The following is a 20,273-nucleotide window of genomic DNA, read 5'->3' on the forward strand; positions in this document are numbered from 1 at the left end:
CAGCAAGAAGTACAAAAAGAGTGAACAGCGTTCCCTGGCCAAGCCCTGCAAAGATAAAAACCCCTCTATACATCCTTGATATGGTCCCGACCTCTGTAGGGGACAATTTCGAGACAAAGCTTGATATGAAAGTGCGAATAATCAGCCCCCGGGGCTCGCTGGGTTTACGGGGGAGCTCCCTGCAAAAGTTGCCCGTTAAAAGATCAGTGCACAGTGAACAAAATGAACAGGCGAAGAATAATTCGCTTTGCGGTGGATAACTATAAAGATGCCTTAAGGGAAATCAAACTACACCCGGGGGCTAAAAAGGTATTCAAGCAAAGAAGGACAATGCCTGAACCTCATTACCTTATGTCAGTAGAGTGGGGGCAAGTCTGGTAAATGGCTTCACTGAATTTGATCTTTTCAGGCAGGGGTTTAAAAAAGCATTGTCATTTGGTGTGTTCTCCCATAAAATAACGTCATATTTCGGAAGTTATTGGTTTTAAAGGCTTTTATCTGAAATTAAATCTGTAGAGGCGAGTTAGCAAAGCGGTTATGCAGTGGACTGCAACTCCATTTAGACCGGTTCGACTCCGGTACTCGCCTCCATTCTCTCTAAAATATCGCTTTACTAATCACTCCCGAACAATGCATGCCATCTTAGTATGTATGACTATTATCTATTTCTTTTTTAACCTTTCGATAAGTTTAACAAGAATTGCGCAGCCATTCAGTGATAGAAGAAGGCAGACCAACGGGTAGGAAACTCTCGCCGTTCCTTGATAAATTGCAACAGGGTTTTCAAGGGCATTAATTTCAGGGAGGCTCTGGCTTTCTGAAAACCGAGACCGTAGATAGGGTCGTCACTTGTTTCTATGGCTATTCTCCGGAATTCTGCATCTTTTGTGGCCTGATTTTTCAACCAGATGTACTCCATCATGACACACATGCCTTCTTCGACTTCCAGTGGCAGGTCACGATAGTTGTTATAGAAGAGCCAGGCGTGGGTTAACTCATGGATGGCTACGGTTCGAAAATGTTCCTCCGGCAAATGCTTTTGAATCAGAATATCGTTGAACTCTCTGGCGATCACCTGGCCATTGGGTGTTGTAGAGGTACTCCATCGGGTTAGTCCCAGTATCGGCCTTTCATTATGAAAGTTATGTCGGCTGGCTTCCCGAAGTTCATCACGGCCACAGAGTGTTAGTGGGGTATTGGATTGATGTAGATTCAATCCTACAGAAGATAGGGCAGAGCGCATCTGCTCCATGATTCTGTCTCCCTGTTCCTGGTTGACTACGCCGCGTAGATTGCAGAGGTTGCAAATCACCAGTCCATCCGGGAAGGACATTCCGCCATCGGTGATGTTTTTGCACACTATCCGACTGCAACTTGAGCAAGTGGTGTAGTCCTGGTGTGTGTCGCAAAAGGTATTACCCCAAAAATCCATTAAATAATATTCATGGAGGGGCTTGCGACAGACGGCACAGAGCGGGTTATTCTGTTTTTGGTAGCAGTCCGGATGCCAGGGCATACCATCGTTTTCTATGTATCTGTCGTTGATGGTTTTTCGGCATCCGGGGCATTTCAGGCAGCGTGGATGGAAAGGTCGGCCATTAAAGCCAACAAATGATTTGTTTAGCAGAGGCTTTTTGCAGGTTCGACAATTAAAACAGTGCAGGTGCCAGTGACTGCCCAAGGCTTCCAGGCCATTTCCATGGATTGGCTTTCGGCAGCTCTTACAGAAATTCATGTCCTTCCCTGGCCATGTGATGCTCTCTCAATAACTTTAGCAGGAGCGGATTAAGGCTGTTGGTGATTCAGAGAAAATGAGTTTCCGTCATTTGTTTCAATCTCTTGGCCTCGGTGTGATAGTACTGGCTGGTGGTGTTGATGGAGTCATGGCCCGCAAAAATGGCCAGATCCTCTATCTTCATGTGACGGGCAAGGTGTGTCAGTGCAGTATGTCGCAGAGCATGGAAAGGCATAACTTTAAATCGGGTTGCCTGCTGGCTGTTGTCTGATTCAGAGGCGCAGAAATCCATAAAACTTTGCCACCAGAAACGCAGACCTCTGGAGGAAAGTCCGCCTATTTTGCCCTGAATTCTGCGCGTCCTTGGGGCCAATGGGAAATTGTCCCCTGACAGACCTTCACACTGAACACTATGTCTGAATGCCCTGATCTCTTCAATGAGCTTATTGTTTAGTGGTAGCTGACGGCGCTTTCGACCTTTCCCCAGGATGCTGAGAAAGTAGCCTCCCTCAATACCTGGATGAATATCATTACAGCTGTGTTCGGTCATTTCAGACTCTCGAAGCCCGAGGCTGTAGCCCAGCATGATGATATAACGTGTTCTTGCTGACTCTGATTTGGATACGTGCTCACTTTGCGTTTGTAGCTCGAGGCAATTCAGCAAGTGTTGCCATTCTTCTTCATGGAAGAAGCGGATAGTAGAAGTACCTCGGGCCAGCTTTTCTCCGGAACGAATCAAAGAAACAGCGGGATTGCCCAGCGTGTATCGATTTTTCTCCAGGAAAGAAAAGAAAGATGAGAGTACATCAATCACCTGATCGGTGCTTTTTCCGGGTTTGATAGACGCTTTAAAGAGTATTCTTTCGGGTTGCCCGGGGAGAACACCTTGCTCTAACCAGCGATCCGGCAGATTTTGTATATGATGAAGATACATCTGAAGATGCTTTAGACGAACTTCCTTATAGCTCGCCCCAATATCTTGATATAACCAGGCGCTGAAACGCAGGATTTCTCTCTCGTAGCGTCTGAGTGTCTCGTTAGAACGAGCTGCGGATTTGTTCAAAAACAGAGTAAGAATTTCACTGTCATTGACAGCGCCTGTCATATCAGTACTTAACGATGATGGGTTGTACTGATGGTCACTCCCGGGAAGATTCAGAAGTTCTGAAAGAGCAGGTAAGTTCATGACTTATTTTCTTTGTTTTGTTCAATGGTGAGTTTTAGGGCATCGTTATAGCCCTTGAGCCGTGCAACTTCATGCTCCAGTGTTCTTGTTGAATCAAGCTCTTTCTGTAATGACAGGTTTTTGAGCTCAAGGGCTGCTTGCTGCTTCCTGCACTCTTTAATAGCATCCTGATCATGCCGGGCCTTATGTTCTGCATCTAATAGCTGCCGCACTGCGCTGGAAAGGGCCTCGGCAGGGAGGTTCAGAAGCAATGTTATTTCCTTGATAACTTGAAGCAGTGGCTTTGATTCTTTGACGATGGCCTTGTAATGATTCCTTTCTTCGCAGGCTTCGAGATGAGCTTTGGACTTGGCTTCCAATCGATATTGGATTTCATTATGCGCCTTTTCGGCAGTCAGCCCGGACTCTTTTTGTTTCACAAGCTTTGATTCAACATTGGCTCTTAGTCGACGCTCATTGTCGACGGTTTTGATCCAGTGATTGATTTGTGCCTGGTACTGGCTGTCAAGCTTTGTCTCCAAAGAGGCGAGGGCTTGGGTATGTTCTTCTTTGCTGGAAGCAATCACTGCCTCATGCTTCTTATTTTTTTCGATCTCTGTGTTTAGCTGTTCCTTCAACTGAATGATGCTTTTCTCATGCTCAGACTGTTGTTGATTTAGCCTCTCTCCACTTTCTCGTAACACCTTATTTTCATCCGTCAACTGCTCCAACTGCTGTTTTAGATTCATTCCTTCCTCAGTCAGCTTCTGTACTACTTGTTGTAGTTCATCAATTTCCTGGTTGGCCTGATCTTCAAAATCACGTTGCGAGGCGGTTGCATCATGTTTCCATTGGATGAGTGAGCGTTTTAGCACACGCACCAAATCAGCAGGGAGCTCATCATCGACCTCTTTCTGGGCATCATCCAGAAAGCGCCATTCATTGTAATAGGGCAACACCGTCTGTTTCCCCATTTTGGCAATTCGGGCCAGCTTATCGGCATTAATACGTTCGCCTCTGGTTTTGAGGTCGTCCAGAACTCTGAAAACAAGCTCTCTACGCTGAATATCCTTCTGATTCTCGCCGTTGGCCTTGTTATCCATGATTTCATACCCGTTTCTGAACCATTAATACCAGTATTATAATACTGGTATTAATGGTATTAAAGTTTTTTAATTACTACCGGTAACTGAACTTACCGGTAGTAAGAAATAGTTTTTTAGAGAAAGAAAAAGATCTGCTTTGAATTGGATTGCGTACAAAAGAATTCTGTCAAACGACACACGATGAGGACTAAAAATGGATAGAAGAAAGTTTATCCAACTGGGACTGGTTTGCGGCTTAATCCCTTTAGTTGTAATCGACACTGCTGCAGCACCAGCCCCTACAGACGAAGTTCAGGAAGACGAGCCACAGGCTAAAGCACTTAACTACGTAAAGAAGGCTTCTGAGGCCAAGGGTAATCCAAAATATAAGGAAGGGGATGTCTGTAAAAACTGTATGTTCTTTGAGTCCGCTAAGAATAATGGCTGTACACTGTTTGCCGGTCGCAGAGTAGAAGAGGGTGGCTGGTGCGCAGCCTGGGCGGCAAAACCCAACTGATCAGACTGACTGGGTATACGCTTTGATGATTAGGGCCTGCTTAAGAGAAGCTCGGGAGAGTCATGAATTAAGCAGGTACTAAAGATCCATCTGGTGGAACCAACAAAAAACGGGCGTAAGGCATACAGAATTGAGGGCTCAAGCTGGAATATCGTACTAGTTAAAACACCCATCAGCAGCATTCCTGAGCCCAAAAGGAAGCGTCATTTAATATAGCGCGCTTTTGATTTTATTTTCTCGACCAGCTTTTTACCTTTGGGGGTTAAGGTCAGCTTGAAATAACGTCCATCGTCCTCATGTTGAGCTTTTTTAATAAGACCCAGACCAGGACGGTCGTGACGACCTTCACCCAGACGCTTCACACTGACAGCGATATCACTGGGCGTGCCGCAGGTCAGCTTTTCAGCATTCACCAGGTCAGTTATAGTTTCACCGGGATTTTCAGCCACTACCAGTAAGATTTGCCACTGGATAATAGTTAGTGGGTATTCCTGAAGTAGGTGGGTAAGTTTAATCAGACCTTTAAGTGTCATTATTAATCTACCTTTAAGTTAGGTTATGGGTACGCTGTGAGCTTAAGGCGTCGTATACTTCTTTTTCTTCGGCCTCTAAAGCAATACTGCACAACGGGTGCAACAACAGAGGTACCAGAACAAATATTAGACAGTTTTATACTGATCTGGCAAATTTTAAGAGTCAGGTCGTCTATTTTAATACAAAGATAACGTGGCTGTTATGCTTTGAAACAACCAAGGGCACTGTTAACCCATGATCAAGAAATGCCTTTTTCCTGCCGCTGGTTACGGTACGCGCTTCCTGCCTGCGACCAAGTCTATGCCTAAGGAAATGATGCCCATCGTCAATAAACCCCTGATTGAGTATGGCGTTGACGAAGCCTTACAAAGTGGTCTGCATGAGATTTGCATCGTTACAGGCCGTGGTAAACGGGCTCTAGACGACCATTTCGATATTAATTATGAACTGGAACACCAGATTCAGGGAACAGCCAAGGAAGAAACCCTTTCGGGTATTCGAGGCTTGATGGACGAATGTACGTTTTCCTATACACGTCAGCGTGAAATGAAAGGACTGGGTCATGCCATCCTGACCGGAGAAACCCTGATTGGAGATGAGCCGTTTGCTGTCGTTTTAGCCGATGATCTTTGCATTAATCTTGAGGGAACAGGTGTTCTGTCCCAGATGGTTAAACTTTACAAGCAATTCCGTTGCAGTATCGTCGCCATTGAAGAAGTGCCTGTCGACGAGGCTTGCAAGTATGGGGTCATCAGCGGTGAAATGATCAAGCCCGGGCTTTACCGTGTTGAAGATATGGTTGAAAAACCAGCTCAAGGTGAAGCACCCAGTAACATGGCCATTATTGGCCGCTATATTCTGACGCCTGACATCTTCGATATAATCAGAGAAACTCCGCCTGGCAGTAATGGTGAAATCCAGATTACAGACGCTCTGCGTGAACAATGCAAGACCGGTCTGGTTCTCGCCTATAAGTTCAAGGGAACTCGCTTTGACTGTGGCAGTATTGAAGGTTACATAGAAGCGACTAATTTCTGCTTTGAGAATGTCTATAAGGCAGAGTCCAGGTAAATCGGTGAAGTGGAAGTTCATCTTTTGAGATCGGCAAAGACTGAGAGTTAAGAGAAATTCCAGATAATGACACCGGCATGCAGTGCCGGTTTCTTTGATAATCATAAGTTCGCATAATATATATTATGTTAAATAACTAATATCAGCCGAAAACTGATTTCCCCGCAATGTTCGTCAGACATTTCTTAGTAACCAGTCCCATCAAGTCTGCCATGGCTCAGTGTCAAGCGTTTCGTACTTGGATATATTCAAGACACCAGATTCTCTTCTTCTGCTCAACCGTCAGTTCTGCAACTCTTTTTTTTGGAACTTTCGTTTAATTCACTGGTCGATATTTACAAGCACTCTTTGAAAGTAACTTACCTTCGTACTGAGTAAAAATTGGAGAAAAACGATGGATCGATTAGCTAATACCCCATGTGATCAGAGAAAAAATGCCTCTGCTTACACTGCTAAAGGTGCTGCTACAGTTGATGCTACAGAGAGTACAGGCAATCTCTCCGGTAGACCTGTCAGCACTGTCGGTGATGAGGCATTTGAAGTCAATCGCGTAAATTTCGCACCAGATACCGTAACAGGAACATCCTCAACGAATGCAGACTCGAAAGCTGCGGTAAGCCAAACGCCCTCTCTAAAGGTGTTTCACCAATGGTTTGAGGAGAAACATGTTAAGACTGCGCTGGAGATGCGCAAACTTGAAAGGTCTGAAAAAATACTGCTGAAAATGAGTCACAAGCAACTTGATACCAGTGAGGACAGGCTCACCCAGCCCTGTGGGGATTTTAAAATCGACTCGGCTCTGGTGGATCTCTGGAAGTCGATGGACAAACGTGAAAGGGCTGCAAAACTGCAGCAGAACATGATGGCAAGCACATCGCGACAATGAGGACAGCCTGAGCCGGTCCTGTCTTACTGAGAACCCACCTCCTCTGCCTGGCCTGGCCCACTGAGGCGTGGTAGATACGTACATCTACTCCATCGTCAGAATCATCAGGGCGAAAGAACCCACTTGTTTTGCTACCCCTTTGTTGTGGAACTTTCGTTAAATTTGCTGGTCAATATGACACATGTTCTTTGTTCATGAATAAAGACAAATAAAGATGGAGAAAAAAACGATGGATCAATTACCACCATATCAGGGACAAAGTCCCAAACCGAACAGCGTTGAAGCCAGCACTTTAGATTACACTGCCATGAGTCAAGGCAATGCCTACGGCAAAACCGTCAGCCTTTTCAGAGGTGGGCCATCTGGGGTCAGTCAGGCAGATTTCACATCCGATCCTGCAGCAAGACAAAAAGATCAAAAAGAGACCGGAATTTCCTCCAGAGCAGTTGCTTTTGGTGTAAACGCTTTTGAAGCGGCTGAGCGCAAACCAAAACTGGACTTTACCGATTTAAAAAGTATTGTCCCTATTTACTGTCAAGGGATTTTTAAGGCAGAAGCTCATCCCGGCAAGAAGTCTGAGGTTAGTAGTAGACCAACTGAATGCCGTGATATTTGCGATATTTCAGAAGACTCAATAGTTGGATTAATCAATTATCATAAGTATATGGTTAAGCCTAAAGATCGCTTAGCCGGTGACGTCGTAACATATGTTCCATTATTGTCGTCAGAGTTTGATAAGGTTCGCAGTTTTCTTGAGGACGACTTAAATCTTGATCCAAAAGACACTGTTATCATTGATGCAGGATCAGGGCCTTTTTGTTATCACAGTGCGCTATTTGCCGTGGCTGGCTTTACTGTAAGACCTTACGACTATTCACCTGCCCGAAGTCTTTACTGTAAAGAAGATCATGGCGTAGCAGAGAAAAATCTTTCTCCATTTCTTAAGGTCAATGATAAAGATTTGACGAGCGATGATATCACTCCCTCGTTTTTTGATAAGAACTCAGTATTATTTATGAGTTTCCCTGACCTGCCAGGGCATCCTATTAGCTTGCCTCTGGTAAAAAAATACACTGAATCGGAAGCATTGAATAAAGTAGTTGTTCTTCTTATTGGCATTGATGACGAACATGAGTGTAACTTTGGTTCCGTGTCAAAAGAGACAATGGATTTTCTCAAAGAAAACTATGAATTACGTTGTAATTGTCCTACGCGAGGGGTTTTGTTACAGAGTTCACTGGCGCAAATCTATGTGAAGAGAGGAGTCAATCGCGCAGATTTCACATCGTGTCCCGTAACAAGGAAAAACACGAATATCGCTAAAGATAGAATGCGTAAAGCTTTCATAGATCTAGAAAAACAAAATTTTGGACATGCGGAAGGATTATTCCGAGAACTCTTGAGCGAAGACCCGCTTCAGCTGAATGATAGTGAATGCCAAAACATTTTCATAGGGCTTGCAAGTTCGCTTAAAGAGCAAACCCATGAAAAAAAGATGCAAGCCTCCTTTATTCTGGAAAAACTAAGGTTGATAACGATAGACTCGCTAAATAAATTCGGAGCCTCAACTATTCCCAAGCTTGACCTGGCCCTGAGACTTTGTGAACAGGCACTGGGACGGTACTGTGTGGCTGAAGCACGGCTGTTGGCCTTGAGAAATAAAGAACCCGATGCCAATGAGAGCGCACAATGTGAGCCATCTGGCAATTTTGACTTTGACCAGGCTCAGGTAAAAGTGTGGAAGTTGATGCATAAATATGAATTGGCTGAAAAACTGCAGCAAAACATGATTGGCAAGCTTCCGGGTGACAGTGAGAGCAACCCAAGCCAGTCCGCTGATAACGATCGCCCTGAATAAAGATTGGAGAAAAATTTAAATGGATATTTCATCTACGTCAAATCCAGGTGCAAACGCCCTGAATGAAAGTTTCTGGTTAGTAGGTGTAACTGACTCAGAGGAGAATGCTGCACCAACAACCGGAACTTTTCACTCACGAAAAACCACGAAAGAGCCACTTGGACTGCAGAATTTGAAGATCCGGGGATTTTCACAAAGGGAAATTAGTGCGGCAGAGAAAACACTTAAAGATAGAAACATCTCCCCCACCTATGAGGCCATATCCAACTTTTTGGGTGAAGGCTGGCGCAGTAACCGGTTTCCTCTTTTTCACCAGCTTAGTGAAGTCATTGAACAGACACCTGGCGTTCAGGGTAAAGCTCGGCTGGCCCAGACACTAATAGAATTTGTAGGATCATTAAAAGATGATGCAGTTAGAGAACTCGACCAACATTATGCATCCTTGTGGCCCGATAGACAGGAAATTGCAACTATCGTTGACCGCTGGCCTCCAGAGCTCAAAGAGCAAGCTCAATATATTAAAAGAAACTGGCCAGAACTGGTCGTAAAAGGCGACATGAAGTTTAACTTCGGTTCTACAACAAAGGTCTGCTCCAGCCACTATCGAGGCTATAGAAAAGCACCATCAGAGTTAGGATATCTGGCATTTTTCCGTCTTATCAAAGACATCTGGTTCGATGCTCTAAAAACGGACAATGCATGCACCATGAACAGAGTCTGTCATCTGCTGATTTCTTTCACCAAGGAAATATCAGGCAATACCATCCTGTATGAAGGTGCCAGTCGAAAAGAACAATTCGAAAATGTCATTCAAAGAGAGCTGAAAAAAGGCATCTCATCGACCTATGATATCGGCGCTTTTGCTTTTCTGCTGGTCGCAAATCCAGCATTATGGAGTGACCATAAACATGAGACGTTTCAGTTGATGACCAGCAGGGCTTTTAATAGCAAGGCCGATGAACTGGCTCACCTATATTCGCACTGGCAGGAACCAGCTAAGCAAGATCAGGTCTGCAAAACTGTCGAGGCCGAGGTCATCCCTGAGATTGCCATTACCTTGCATTACCTTGGTAGCATTTATAATTACCTGATGAGCTATAGATCACAGGTTACCTGGAGGAACAAAACACTCAATGAAGAACTAGCCAGTGGAGACTATTTCGACAGCACCACTAATCAGTTGGTGCACCCAATTCAAGTAGCTGAATGGAAAACATTACCCCCTCTTACTGAAGTAAAAGAAATACTTTCTCAATTTTATAACAATCCCAGCCATCAGAAACTGTTTTTAGGAACAGAAGAATTCAAAGCATTCCAGCAAGAACAAAGGCGACTGAAAGCCAGACAACGGTTTGCTGAGGCCATTCAAACCACAACAAATCAGATTAAAAAAGAGAGAGCAGACCTGATTAAAAAGCAGTTCAAAGAACAGGGATTTACAGCAAGAAAGGATGATCAGGGTAATATCAGCTATGGAGAGGCCTATTATCAAGCGCGCAAACAATACATGAGTCACCTTAAGGAGCAAAAACTGGCCGTTGAACAACACATTGGTGTCCCTATTCCTTTTAAAGTGACGGCTTTGCAGTTGAACCAGACGCTTGAGGCATTTGATGAATTACCCACTGCTGAGCAACGATACTGGAAAATGAGCCGAGCTTACGCTGAGAGCACTGCCATTCCAGAATTATTAGCTGACTTATCGCTGACGCAGGATTGGGAAGATACCGAGTCTTCGGGAATGCTGGCCCATGAACACGAAAAACTGAAGGAAAAACAAAGCAAATTTATCACTTGCCGCTGTTCAGAATGCACCGTCTGCGAAGCGACCCGTTATCTCTGTGAATGCCCGGATGGGTTGAACCAGAGAATTGCCAGAAGAGAGAACAAACAAAAAGATTACATCCTGAAAAAAAGAATTATTAAAAGCGTTGAGGCTTATTATGCTGAAAATTTCTGTAAAGAAGGAACCCCTGTGTTGGCGGAAGATAATCAGACAGCCATTCCCGCAGTACAGACGCAAAACCCGAAAAAGAGAAAACGCGAAAATTTCCTTGTTGATCGTGATATAAGCCCCCTTTCCCGTCCAGCTAAAATGCCTCGTTTTGAGCACACACTCACGGATGGAAGCCTGTGTGAGAAAAAGCACCACTCAGAATCCTTGATCGATAGGCACAAGCGCGATTTTATAACCAAGGTAATACATAAAAAAGTGTATTCTCCAGAAAAATTTCACCGGCGTCACCAACGATCAGCAGAGCCTGCCGGGCAACGAAAATATAATAAAGTGCTGAGGCAACTCTATAAAAGCTATGCTGACAACCCCTCCTCCCGAATAAGCATTACTGAAATCCTTGACTGCTTTGATAAAAACCCGAAACAGGCAATCGCTGCTGTTAACGATTTAAAGGAAAAACCACAAGAGATAAGGTCACTGTTTAAACCGGGCACTCTGGAGTTGGCTATACCTAAATCACTAAAGGCCATTCCATGTCAGGTGATCTATCACAATATTGAATCATTTAATAATCACCTCCATGATCTGGCAGCGGGAAAGGATAATAATTTCATTCCTCTGGATAAAAGGAAAGTGAAGGGGTTATACCTCCATAAAACATTCTGCCTTGCCTGCCGGACTAATTTTGGCCAGAAGCGCGAGCTTCAGGCCCATTTAAAAGAGACGCATCAGGCAACCATGGAGAACACGTTTGAGCGTATTCGAGCAGGGCGACTTGAGCCGACGAATGATGCCGCCATTGCCCCCCCTGAGTCGCCCATCGAAAATAGGGAGCCTCAAACCATTGAACAGATGCCCTTCGATCAGCGACTACAGGCAATCCCAGCGCTCTTCGAGCATGAAAGCGTATAGATATGCGATCTATCTGTATCTATCATGATGTAGAAATCAGCGAACTGTACGAGCTTGCCATTTCCGGGAGATCATCAGTAAACAGGGGGTTACCAGCAGTGTTAACAGCGTGGCAAAGGTTAGCCCCCCTGCTATCGAGGTCGCCAGCTGATTCCACATCTGGGTGGAGGGCGCTCCAATCTCGATTGAATGGTCGAACATATTAATGTTCATCGACAATACCATAGGCATCAGGCCCAATACGGTCGTGATGGTGGTCAGCATGACGGGTCTGAGACGCTGGGCACCGGTTCTGAGAACCGCTTCCCGGGTACTGTGCCCTTCTTTTCTCAGACTGTTAAAGGTGTCAATCAAGACTATGTTGTTGTTCACAACAATACCCGCCAGGGCAATAATGCCGATGCCGCACATTACGATGCCAAAGCTCTGATCGGTGATCATCAATCCAAGAAAGACACCCCCTGTGGCCAATATCACGGCTGACATGATTAATGCAGCCTGGTAGAAACTGTTGAACTGGGTTACCAGGATCATGGCCATGACAAACAGCGCAATACTGAATGCTTGCATCAGAAATTGTCCGCTCTCTTTCTGGTCCTCTTCTTCGCCCTTAAAGTCAAAGCTGACACCCTCGGCAAAATTGGCCGCTGCCAACTCCTGGGTCAACAAGGGGATTTGCTCTGAAAGCAGCGCTCCATCGATCAGGTCAGCTGAAAGTGTGATGGTTCGTTTACCGTCTATACGCTTGATGTTGTCGAGCTTGCTGCTGACTTCCCGTTCCGTATAGTTACCAATGGGCACCAGTCCGGAAGAGGTCATTAGACGCAGTTGGTCAATACTTTCCAAGTGTCGTTCACTTTCAGGGTAACGGATGCGTATGTCCACCTCATCGTCAGAATCATCAGGGCGATAGGAGCCCACTGTTAATCCGGATGTCACCATTCTTACCATGCTGCCAGTGGTTGCAACGTCGGCTCCGTAGCGAGCAGCTTCAGCACGATCAATACTCAGACGCCATTCGTAACCGGGTGCAGTCCCTGAATCCTCAATATTGGTAAAAGAACCAACATTCTCGAGCAGGTTTCTTGCCTTAGCCACTGAATTGTAAAGAGTTTCGAGATTATCGGCTCTGACAATCAGCTCCAGAGGCTTACTGCCTGGAGGGCCATCCTTGACTCGTTCAACGGCTATATCCAGCCCCGGGAAAACGGCCAGTCTTTGCTCAGCATCCTGAGCTACGGCCAGTGTTGTGTCTCGGTATTGCCAGCCTTCAAGATTGATTCTTAATGTCCCCACAACCTGGTTATCTCCGGTTCTGGCATAAAGTGTTTTCATGCCAGGCAGGTCTAGCAGGCGGGTTTCTATCTTTTCCATCAAGGCATCTTTTTCATCAACAGAAAGGTTTCCTGAGTTCACTTTCACGGTGATGATGATGGCGTCAGTATCCACATCAGGGAAAAACTCGACGCCACGGGAAGTCTTAATAAAGAGCGTAAAAATCAGCACGACCGTCATGCAGGTAAAGAGTAAAACCCTGCCAGGGTTTTCTATCGCACGGGCTAAAACCGACACATATCGTCCGGTAAAGCCGGTTGTCTGAGCAAATTCGCCTGACTCAACAGCCATCATGGATGCTTTTTCTCTGGCACCCAGTGAGCGGGGTTTGCCAATCATGGCACCCAGGGTCGGGATGAAAATCAGGGCCATGATCAAAGAAGAAGCCAATGTGGCGATGAGAGTAAGGGGTAAGTACTTCATAAATTCCCCCATCATTCCCGGCCAGAACATCAGCGGAAAGAATGCTGCCAGTGTTGTGGCAGTAGAGGCAGTGATGGGCCAGGCCATTTTTCGAGAGGCTTCGAGATAAGCCTGTTGGCGATGAATCCCCTCCCCCATTCTTCTGTCAGCATACTCAGTGACAACAATAGCGCCATCAACCAGCATGCCTACCGCCATAATCAGTGAGAAAAGCACGACCATATTAATGGTCAGGCCCATGATTTGCAGAATCAGGATGCCCGACAGGAATGAACCGGGTATTGCGATGCCCACCAGAAAGGCACTCCGAGCCCCAAGAGCACCAATAATAATGATAACTACGAGAATCACTGCAGACAGGACGTTGTTCTGCAAGTCAGTCACCATCCTTTTTACTTCTTCGGACTGATCACCCACGTAGTCCACTTTCAAGGTTCCGGGTCCCAATGCAATGCCTTGATTGATGATGGCCTTTGCGATTTCTATGGCTTCAATAATGTTCTCACCGGGTCGTTTTTTTATTTCCAGGGCAATACTGTTTTCGCCATTCAGGCGGGCATAACCGCCGCCCTCTTTAAACGTGCTCAGGACGGTAGCGATATCTGCAAAAGTCACCACCCGGTTCTCTTCTGCTTTTACCGGCTGGGAAAGAATATCCGCCGGCGTTTTGTAGACGGCAGGCACTTTAATGGAGTAGCTGCCCTGACCAGTATCCAAACTGCCTGCGGCAACCAGCTGATTATTCTGTGAAACAAGGTTAATGACATCAGCAGGAATCAGGCCATAACTTTCCAGTTTCATCGGATCGATAATGACGTCTACGACTTCTTCCCTGTCACCGGCGATGTCTACTTCCAGGATCTCCTTTCGGGCTTCCAGCTTATCCTTGAGAGCTCGTGCAATCTTTACCATGGCTCTTTCAGGAAGATGGCCAGAGAGGATAGCCGTTATCACAGGGTTTACACTGGCCATGGTAATCTGTTCAATGACAGGCTCATCGGTACCGTCGGGCAGTTTACTTTTTGCCAGGTTTACTTTGTCGCGTACATCGGCGAGAGCTTTATCAAGCTCTACCCCAGCCTCAAACTCAAGCGTGACAGAGGCGTGGGATTGAGAAGCGGTTGCCGATAGCTCTTTGACGCCCTCAAGTCCCTGAAGCTCTTTTTCCAGAGGCAGGATCAGTAATCTTTCTGAATCTTCTGGTGAAATGCCTTCATAGTTAACGGAAACATAGACGTAGGGAATAGGAACATCAGGCGAAGATTCCCTGGGAATCGTCAGATAGGAGAGCATCCCTGAGATAAGAATCAGGAAAAACATCATCAGAACCGTACGACTGCGGTTCAGCGAAAGGCCAATCAGACTGCTCATGGTGTATCCCCTGCTAGCTTGTCTCTTTTAACAGCAAGAGTCTGCACAGGGTCAACAATTACCCGGTCCCCTTCTCTGACAAAACCATGCCCTCGGGTGATGAGCCTGGCACTGGCAGGAATACCGGTAAGCCAGATACCGCTGGCTTCAGATTTGACAATATCGACGGCAGTGAAGTTCACCTGATCCCTTTCATCCACCCACTTGATGCCGGGATTACCGGTCTCATCCAGACTTAACAGGGCCGGTGAAACCTTGATGGCTTCAACTTGCTCCAGTTTAAGGTCAGCTTCAACACTCAAACCGGCTGGAGTCTCCATGGCTGTATTCGCCAGACTGAGTTCTACCTTAAAGGTTCGAGTGCCTGACTCAGCCAGTCGGGCGATGTTGCGAACTTCTGCAGAGGCTGTTTTTCCGGTAGCAAAACGGATATCTGCTCTGTCACCCAGGGTGACTGAAGCGATGTACGACTGGGGAACATTGACAGAAACCACCAGAGGATCAAGATCGAGTATCTCAGCGACGGGTTTCCCCATTTCAATATAATCGCCCTGCTCAACAAACCGGTTGTTCAGGATGCCGGTCACCGGAGCACGGATTCGGGTGTTATCGAAATCGATTTGCAACGTTGAAAGCGCTGACCGAGCCTCACTCAGGGCCACTTCCAGTTGCGGTAACTCATTCTCAGCAATCAGGTTTTTAGTTTTCAGTGACAATGCCGAGTTATAGTCCAGCTCAGCTTTTCGGACTCTGGCTTTGGCAGCAGCAATCCGGGCCGGTAATGCCCCCTCTTTTAAGGTGACGATAGCTTCTCCACTTTTTATGAACTGCCCTTTCTGACCCGATGCGGCCAGGACTCTGGCAGAAATTTCTGCACTGATCGTTACTATTCTGTCAGGCTGAGTTTCTCCAAATAAGGATAGGGTTCGGTGAATGGATTCAACGGGAAAAATTCTGGCTGAGACCCTGGCCAGTGGTAATTCGACAACAGGCTCGCTTTTCGCACGAAATGAGGAATTACCTTTATCGGACATGGAAGTTATATCCGCCGTCAGCAGATAGACGCCTAAAAGCCCCGCCATTCCTCCAGCAAGGATCCAGGATCGATTAATGTCAGGCATAGAGTGTTCGCAATGTGTCGTGATTGTTCCTATGATCTCGTACGGCCCTGTACGATTCTGTAATAGAAACTATAAAGAAGCTGGGTGGTAAGCAGCAAGTAAAGGCCAATATTTTTCCATTCTCTGACCTTCGAGCCAGATGCTTCGGCTTATAACCCGAAGGCTTTTCAGCTATGATGCAGCTCATACTCCTCAAGGAAGCCGTTTCAAGGTCATGAAAGTCATCACATTTAACGTCAATGGAATCCGTGTTCGCCTGCATCAACTCAAGGCTCTGATCGAAAAGCATCAGCCGGAGGTCATTGGACTGCAGGAGATCAAAGTCACTGATGAAGATTTTCCCGTCGAAGCCATTGAAGCTTTGGGCTATCACGTTGAGTATTTCGGACAGAAAACACATTATGGTGTTGCTCTGATGAGTCGTCAGAAGCCTGTCAGGGTTGAGAAAGGTTTCAAAACTGAGGGTCCTGATGCCCAAAGACGCCTTATCACTGCAGAATATCAGACACGCAGCGGCCAATCCTTTACTGTCATTAATGGTTATTTCCCCCAGGGCGAGAGCCGTGACCACCCTACCAAGTTTCCTGCCAAACAAGCTTTTTATCAGGATCTGATGACCACCCTGGATACGGAGTATTCACCGGATCAACCTTTGCTGGTCATGGGTGACTTCAATATCTCCCACAAAGATAGCGACATTGGTATTGGTCCCGAAAATGCAAAGCGCTGGTTAAAAACAGGGAAATGCAGTTTCCTGCCGGAAGAAAGAGAGTGGTTTGACCGTCTTCTGGCCTGGGGATTCACTGATTGCTTTCGTGTATGCCCTGAAAAGAGCAGTGAAGAACTCTATAGCTGGTTTGACTACCGCAGTCGTGGATTTGACCGTGAGCCCAAAAGAGGCCTTCGAATAGACGGGGTTATCGCAACGGACTGCCTGATGAAGCACTTCAGGGCAACGGGCATTGATTACGATATTCGTGGCCTGGAGAAACCTTCAGATCATGCCCCTCTCTGGGTGAAATTCGACCTCTGATTATCGTTGTCCGATACAAAATAGCCTCTTACATCAAGAGGCTATGGTATTTTATTGATGTTCTTTGAGACTATTCAATAATCTCAACAGCGTCGCCTAAACGGATAATGCCTTCTGATTCATGGATCAGGTTTTGTCCAAAAATGACACCCATCTCTGTTCTTCTGTAGCCTGACAATGTCATTAACGGATCTTTTCCTGTCTTAACGCCTTTTACCGGATCAACCGTTGTCATGACACATCGACTACAAGGCTTGGCTACCCGGAAAACCACTTCACCGATTTTGATTCTTTTCCAATGATCTTCTGCGTAGTAACCGGCACCCTGAATGACAATATTAGGCCTGAAACGATCCATAGTGATCGGAGTATCAAGGCGGCTGTTAAGCTCCTGCAATGAAGCTTCTGTGGTAAGAAGAAAAGGGAAACCATCGGCAAAAGCTGTGTTGTCGCCTTTGTTGGCAAAACGAAGATCCACCTGACGATTCACCTGCTCTGAGAACTTCACCATTCTGCATGGTACGCCAAGAGATTCAGTGAGCCACTGGGATGCCGCCTCACCTGCATCAAGCGCTTGCAGTTCATCTTTCCAAACCACAACCCGCACTTGAGAGACCTCAGACTGTCGCTCCGGGTCTTTGATAATGAGATCATCCATTCCTGAAGCTGACAGGGTTAATCCATCTTCGTGGGGAATGGCAGAAATCAACGCCATTTTTGGATAGTGGCGCTGGGTCATAAATTTGCCATCAGGTTCGACGACCAACCAGCGTCGGTCATTCACAAATCCCATACGATCAATGACAGCCTGGTCCACCGAAATCTTCTTGAGTGACTTCACCGGATGAATAGCAAGATGGGAAACAGTCAGGGAAGAATGAGTCATTAAAGTCTCACTATCATTTTTGTACATTTAGCGAATTGGCTTATTGCCACGCCCATCAGATTTTGGAGAGAATGTACCAGATTTTTACCTGACACTTCGAGTTATTATGAAGCCTAAGCTGGTGGACATCGGTGTAAATCTCACTGATGAGCAATTTTCAAAGGATCGGGATCAGGTCATGGAGCGTGCCATTGATGCTGGCGTAAATACGATGATTCTTACAGGAACCTCTGTTAATGAGTCTCAGCAAGCTTTGGAGCTGGCCCAACAGTATTCAGATTACTGCTATTCAACGGCTGGCATTCATCCCCACTATGCCAAAAATACTACAGACTCCTGTTACGAAGACCTGAAATTGCTCTTTCAGGCACCGAAAGTGGTCGCTGCGGGTGAAATGGGCCTGGACTTTAACCGGGATTTTTCTCCCAGACCGACTCAGGAAACCGTTTTTCAGAAACAGTTGCAACTGGCTGTTGAATCGGGCCTTCCCGCTTTTTGCCATGAGCGCGATGCAGCAGACCGTTTTACAGCCATTGCCAGAGAGTTCAGAGATTATCTGGGTGGACTGGTTGTTCACTGTTTTACAGCAGACAAAAAAGCGCTTTATCAATACCTGGATTTGGATTTGCACATCGGTATAACCGGCTGGGTCTGTGATGAAAGGCGTGGTACTCACTTGCATCCATTACTGAAAGATATTCCGGCAAACCGTTTAATGATAGAAACAGATGCCCCATGGCTTTTGCCCAGAAGCATGGACAAAAGACCAAAGAACAGAAGAAATGAGCCTGCCTATTTGTCCTGGGTAGTGAAAACCATTGCTGAGCAGACAGGCAAAACCTATGAGCAAGTGGCCAGAGAGACATCAGAAACGGCCAGAAACTTTTTCAATTTGGGTCCAGATGGACAATCACGTCGGCATTGGGAAGGAGTGCGATAATGGCATCTTCCGCTGCCTGCCCAATATCATGCGCATCGTGTAAGCTCTGATCACCATCAAGGTCAATGTGCATCTGGATAAAGGGAACCCGGCCAGAAATACGGGTTCTCATCTCATGAATGCCCTGTACCCCTTCAATGGCCCGCACAATGCGCTCAATGTCCTGAACCTGCTGCTCTGGCAGGGAATGATCCATGAGCTGCTGAACCGCACTCCATGCCATCTTGCCAACACTAACTAGCATATAAATCGCTATCAGGAGAGCAAATCCCGGATCAATATAGAAATAACCCAGACTGGCACCAAAAAGCGCGATAATGACAGATACATTGGTGAGCAGATCTATCCGATAATGCATCGAGTCGGCAGCAATGGCCGTAGATCCGGTTTTCTTCACAACATAAGTCTGTATGCTCAGGAGTATCAGAGTAGCCAGAATCGAGAAAAGCATGACAACCATGCCCACTGATTCATTGCTAACGCTGCCCTCCCTCACCAACAACTGATCAATGGCGTTGAGAAAAAGAATAATAGCCGAACCTGAAATAAAAGCTGACTGAGCCAGAACAGCAAGAGACTCTGCTTTGCCATGACCAAATCGGTGCTCTGCGTCGGCGGGTTCAAGAGCAATTCTGACAGCTACCAGTGTAATAACTGAGGCGATCACATCCATGACTGAATCCAACAGCGTTGCCAGAACGCTAAGAGAGTCGGTCATAAACCAGGCGGCAATTTTAACGAATATGAGGACGGCGGCAGTTGTGACAGAAGCCATTGAAGCCAGCTTCATCAACTTTTCATGGTTTTCGGAGATGTTCTTGGAGGGTGTAGACATACGATCCATCGATGATTAAGTTGATTCCCTGATTCCAGAATACTGAAACTGCACTGAAAATCCTAGCTGCCTGTTGGACTTAAGACTGTCCTGCCCGGCAACTGCTCCTGCGTTGCTCTGGCTCCTGCATCCATGCAGTTGTGAGAAAAGGGTCTAAAAATTCCTGCTCTCTTGTCAAATAGCTCGCTATTCCCCTCGGAATCAGAAATTTTTATCCTAAATTTCTCACAATCCTGGTTACGGAGACGCTTAAGTCCGACAGGCTTCCAGAAGCCCGACTAAATTGTCATTAGCACTATGATGAATGTTCATTGAGATGGTTATAGATCCACTCACCAAGCTGCTCCATTTCAAATGGCCAGCTTATCTCGTCACCCTGTTCAGTAGCGATCACCGGGATCTTGACACCGTATCGTACGATTAAATCCTCAGATGCACTGATTTCAACCGCAGACCATCGGAATTGACTATTAAGTTGAGGATGTCGGCCGAGAATATTAAGAAATTCTTCAGCATGATCACACAGGTGACAACCAGATGTGGTATAGAAAGATAAGTGCAGCACAAATTTTCCTGAACAGCGGGAGATTAAGTCGGATACAATTGTAA

General features: G+C 46.1%; 16 protein-coding genes, 1 tRNA gene and 1 pseudogene. 9 read left to right on the top strand and 9 right to left on the bottom strand.

The annotated features are described in order from the left end of the window. Positions 1-174 precede the first annotated feature (174 nt). Positions 175-381, top strand: a pseudogene (locus tag KBW69_RS23565) (transposase); the annotation flags it as partial. 136 nt (positions 382-517) lie between these two features. After that, positions 518-591, top strand: a tRNA-Cys gene (locus tag KBW69_RS00290). A 121-nt stretch (positions 592-712) separates the two neighbouring features. Here the strand turns inward: KBW69_RS00290 and KBW69_RS00295 are convergent. The 3 genes from KBW69_RS00295 to KBW69_RS00305 all read right to left on the bottom strand — a co-directional run bounded on the left by KBW69_RS00295 (position 713) and on the right by KBW69_RS00305 (position 4,003). Beyond that, on the bottom strand, positions 713-1,735 hold the full coding sequence (locus KBW69_RS00295; RefSeq protein WP_257254828.1) for a protein DA1: 1,023 nt from the start codon (positions 1,733-1,735) through the stop codon (positions 713-715). A 67-nt stretch (positions 1,736-1,802) separates the two neighbouring features. Beyond that, entirely contained in the window at positions 1,803-2,921 is a 1,119-nt protein-coding gene (locus KBW69_RS00300) for a tyrosine-type recombinase/integrase (protein WP_257254827.1), read from the bottom strand. Then, complete coding sequence (locus tag KBW69_RS00305) at positions 2,918-4,003, bottom strand: DNA-binding protein (RefSeq protein WP_257254826.1); 1,086 nt, start codon at positions 4,001-4,003, stop codon at positions 2,918-2,920. Before KBW69_RS00305 ends, KBW69_RS00300 begins: the two co-directional genes overlap by 4 nt. 196 nt (positions 4,004-4,199) lie before the next feature. Between KBW69_RS00305 and KBW69_RS00310 the strand changes: the two genes are divergently transcribed. Continuing rightward, positions 4,200-4,502: a high-potential iron-sulfur protein gene (locus tag KBW69_RS00310; RefSeq protein WP_257254825.1), complete on the top strand. Its 303-nt coding sequence runs from the start codon at positions 4,200-4,202 to the stop codon at positions 4,500-4,502. A 203-nt stretch (positions 4,503-4,705) separates the two neighbouring features. Here KBW69_RS00310 and KBW69_RS00315 read toward each other — a convergent pair whose 3' ends face one another. Continuing rightward, positions 4,706-5,035: a MarR family winged helix-turn-helix transcriptional regulator gene (locus KBW69_RS00315; RefSeq protein ID WP_034841414.1), complete on the bottom strand. Its 330-nt coding sequence runs from the start codon at positions 5,033-5,035 to the stop codon at positions 4,706-4,708. Between the two features lie 235 nt (positions 5,036-5,270). Between KBW69_RS00315 and galU the strand changes: the two genes are divergently transcribed. From galU to KBW69_RS00335, 4 genes are all read left to right on the top strand, one after another. Beyond that, positions 5,271-6,107: a UTP--glucose-1-phosphate uridylyltransferase GalU gene (galU, locus tag KBW69_RS00320; RefSeq protein ID WP_257254824.1), complete on the top strand. Its 837-nt coding sequence runs from the start codon at positions 5,271-5,273 to the stop codon at positions 6,105-6,107. A gap of 394 nt (positions 6,108-6,501) precedes the next feature. Continuing rightward, positions 6,502-6,993: a hypothetical protein gene (locus KBW69_RS00325; RefSeq protein WP_257279501.1), complete on the top strand. Its 492-nt coding sequence runs from the start codon at positions 6,502-6,504 to the stop codon at positions 6,991-6,993. A 229-nt stretch (positions 6,994-7,222) separates the two neighbouring features. Next, positions 7,223-8,851: a hypothetical protein gene (locus KBW69_RS00330; RefSeq protein ID WP_257279502.1), complete on the top strand. Its 1,629-nt coding sequence runs from the start codon at positions 7,223-7,225 to the stop codon at positions 8,849-8,851. Between the two features lie 19 nt (positions 8,852-8,870). Further along, positions 8,871-11,720 (top strand): hypothetical protein, encoded by a 2,850-nt coding sequence (locus KBW69_RS00335; protein WP_257279503.1) that lies wholly within the window; start codon positions 8,871-8,873, stop codon positions 11,718-11,720. Between the two features lie 36 nt (positions 11,721-11,756). Here KBW69_RS00335 and KBW69_RS00340 read toward each other — a convergent pair whose 3' ends face one another. Together KBW69_RS00340 and KBW69_RS00345 are read right to left on the bottom strand one after the other, a co-directional pair. Next, on the bottom strand, positions 11,757-14,849 hold the full coding sequence (locus tag KBW69_RS00340) for an efflux RND transporter permease subunit (RefSeq protein WP_257279504.1): 3,093 nt from the start codon (positions 14,847-14,849) through the stop codon (positions 11,757-11,759). Continuing rightward, the gene (locus tag KBW69_RS00345; RefSeq protein ID WP_257279505.1) at positions 14,846-15,970 is read right to left on the bottom strand and encodes an efflux RND transporter periplasmic adaptor subunit; all 1,125 of its coding nucleotides are present in this window, start codon (positions 15,968-15,970) and stop codon (positions 14,846-14,848) included. Before KBW69_RS00345 ends, KBW69_RS00340 begins: the two co-directional genes overlap by 4 nt. A gap of 214 nt (positions 15,971-16,184) precedes the next feature. Between KBW69_RS00345 and xthA the strand changes: the two genes are divergently transcribed. Next, the gene (gene xthA, locus KBW69_RS00350; protein WP_257254818.1) at positions 16,185-17,003 is read left to right on the top strand and encodes an exodeoxyribonuclease III; all 819 of its coding nucleotides are present in this window, start codon (positions 16,185-16,187) and stop codon (positions 17,001-17,003) included. Positions 17,004-17,073: 70 nt separating this feature from the next. Here xthA and KBW69_RS00355 read toward each other — a convergent pair whose 3' ends face one another. Next, positions 17,074-17,889: an MOSC domain-containing protein gene (locus KBW69_RS00355; protein ID WP_257279506.1), complete on the bottom strand. Its 816-nt coding sequence runs from the start codon at positions 17,887-17,889 to the stop codon at positions 17,074-17,076. A gap of 106 nt (positions 17,890-17,995) precedes the next feature. Between KBW69_RS00355 and KBW69_RS00360 the strand changes: the two genes are divergently transcribed. Beyond that, the gene (locus KBW69_RS00360) at positions 17,996-18,829 is read left to right on the top strand and encodes a TatD family hydrolase (RefSeq protein WP_257279507.1); all 834 of its coding nucleotides are present in this window, start codon (positions 17,996-17,998) and stop codon (positions 18,827-18,829) included. Here the strand turns inward: KBW69_RS00360 and KBW69_RS00365 are convergent. Together KBW69_RS00365 and KBW69_RS00370 are read right to left on the bottom strand one after the other, a co-directional pair. Beyond that, positions 18,777-19,664, bottom strand: coding sequence for a cation diffusion facilitator family transporter (locus KBW69_RS00365; protein WP_257254572.1), 888 nt, complete (start codon positions 19,662-19,664; stop codon positions 18,777-18,779). The genes KBW69_RS00360 and KBW69_RS00365 overlap by 53 nt on opposite strands. 295 nt (positions 19,665-19,959) lie before the next feature. Then, positions 19,960-20,229 (bottom strand): glutaredoxin family protein, encoded by a 270-nt coding sequence (locus KBW69_RS00370; protein ID WP_257254573.1) that lies wholly within the window; start codon positions 20,227-20,229, stop codon positions 19,960-19,962. Positions 20,230-20,273 lie beyond the last annotated feature (44 nt).

This window comes from Endozoicomonas sp. ISHI1, from assembly GCF_024606225.1.
GTDB lineage: Bacteria > Pseudomonadota > Gammaproteobacteria > Pseudomonadales > Endozoicomonadaceae > Endozoicomonas_A.

What these genes read in the sequence shown, in the direction of transcription:
- KBW69_RS00300 (WP_257254827.1), bottom strand. Translation starts at nt 2,921, where the DNA reads ATGAACTTACCTGCTCTTTCAGAACTTCTGAATCTTCCCGGGAGTGAC.
- KBW69_RS00305 (WP_257254826.1), bottom strand. Translation starts at nt 4,003, where the DNA reads ATGGATAACAAGGCCAACGGCGAGAATCAGAAGGATATTCAGCGTAGA.
- KBW69_RS00360 (WP_257279507.1), top strand. Translation starts at nt 17,996, where the DNA reads ATGAAGCCTAAGCTGGTGGACATCGGTGTAAATCTCACTGATGAGCAA.
- KBW69_RS00365 (WP_257254572.1), bottom strand. Translation starts at nt 19,664, where the DNA reads ATGTCTACACCCTCCAAGAACATCTCCGAAAACCATGAAAAGTTGATG.
- KBW69_RS00325 (WP_257279501.1), top strand. Translation starts at nt 6,502, where the DNA reads ATGGATCGATTAGCTAATACCCCATGTGATCAGAGAAAAAATGCCTCT.
- xthA (WP_257254818.1), top strand. Translation starts at nt 16,185, where the DNA reads ATGAAAGTCATCACATTTAACGTCAATGGAATCCGTGTTCGCCTGCAT.
- KBW69_RS00355 (WP_257279506.1), bottom strand. Translation starts at nt 17,889, where the DNA reads ATGACTCATTCTTCCCTGACTGTTTCCCATCTTGCTATTCATCCGGTG.
- KBW69_RS00315 (WP_034841414.1), bottom strand. Translation starts at nt 5,035, where the DNA reads ATGACACTTAAAGGTCTGATTAAACTTACCCACCTACTTCAGGAATAC.
- KBW69_RS00330 (WP_257279502.1), top strand. Translation starts at nt 7,223, where the DNA reads ATGGATCAATTACCACCATATCAGGGACAAAGTCCCAAACCGAACAGC.
- galU (WP_257254824.1), top strand. Translation starts at nt 5,271, where the DNA reads ATGATCAAGAAATGCCTTTTTCCTGCCGCTGGTTACGGTACGCGCTTC.
- KBW69_RS00335 (WP_257279503.1), top strand. Translation starts at nt 8,871, where the DNA reads ATGGATATTTCATCTACGTCAAATCCAGGTGCAAACGCCCTGAATGAA.
- KBW69_RS00345 (WP_257279505.1), bottom strand. Translation starts at nt 15,970, where the DNA reads ATGCCTGACATTAATCGATCCTGGATCCTTGCTGGAGGAATGGCGGGG.
- KBW69_RS00340 (WP_257279504.1), bottom strand. Translation starts at nt 14,849, where the DNA reads ATGAGCAGTCTGATTGGCCTTTCGCTGAACCGCAGTCGTACGGTTCTG.
- KBW69_RS00295 (WP_257254828.1), bottom strand. Translation starts at nt 1,735, where the DNA reads ATGAATTTCTGTAAGAGCTGCCGAAAGCCAATCCATGGAAATGGCCTG.
- KBW69_RS00310 (WP_257254825.1), top strand. Translation starts at nt 4,200, where the DNA reads ATGGATAGAAGAAAGTTTATCCAACTGGGACTGGTTTGCGGCTTAATC.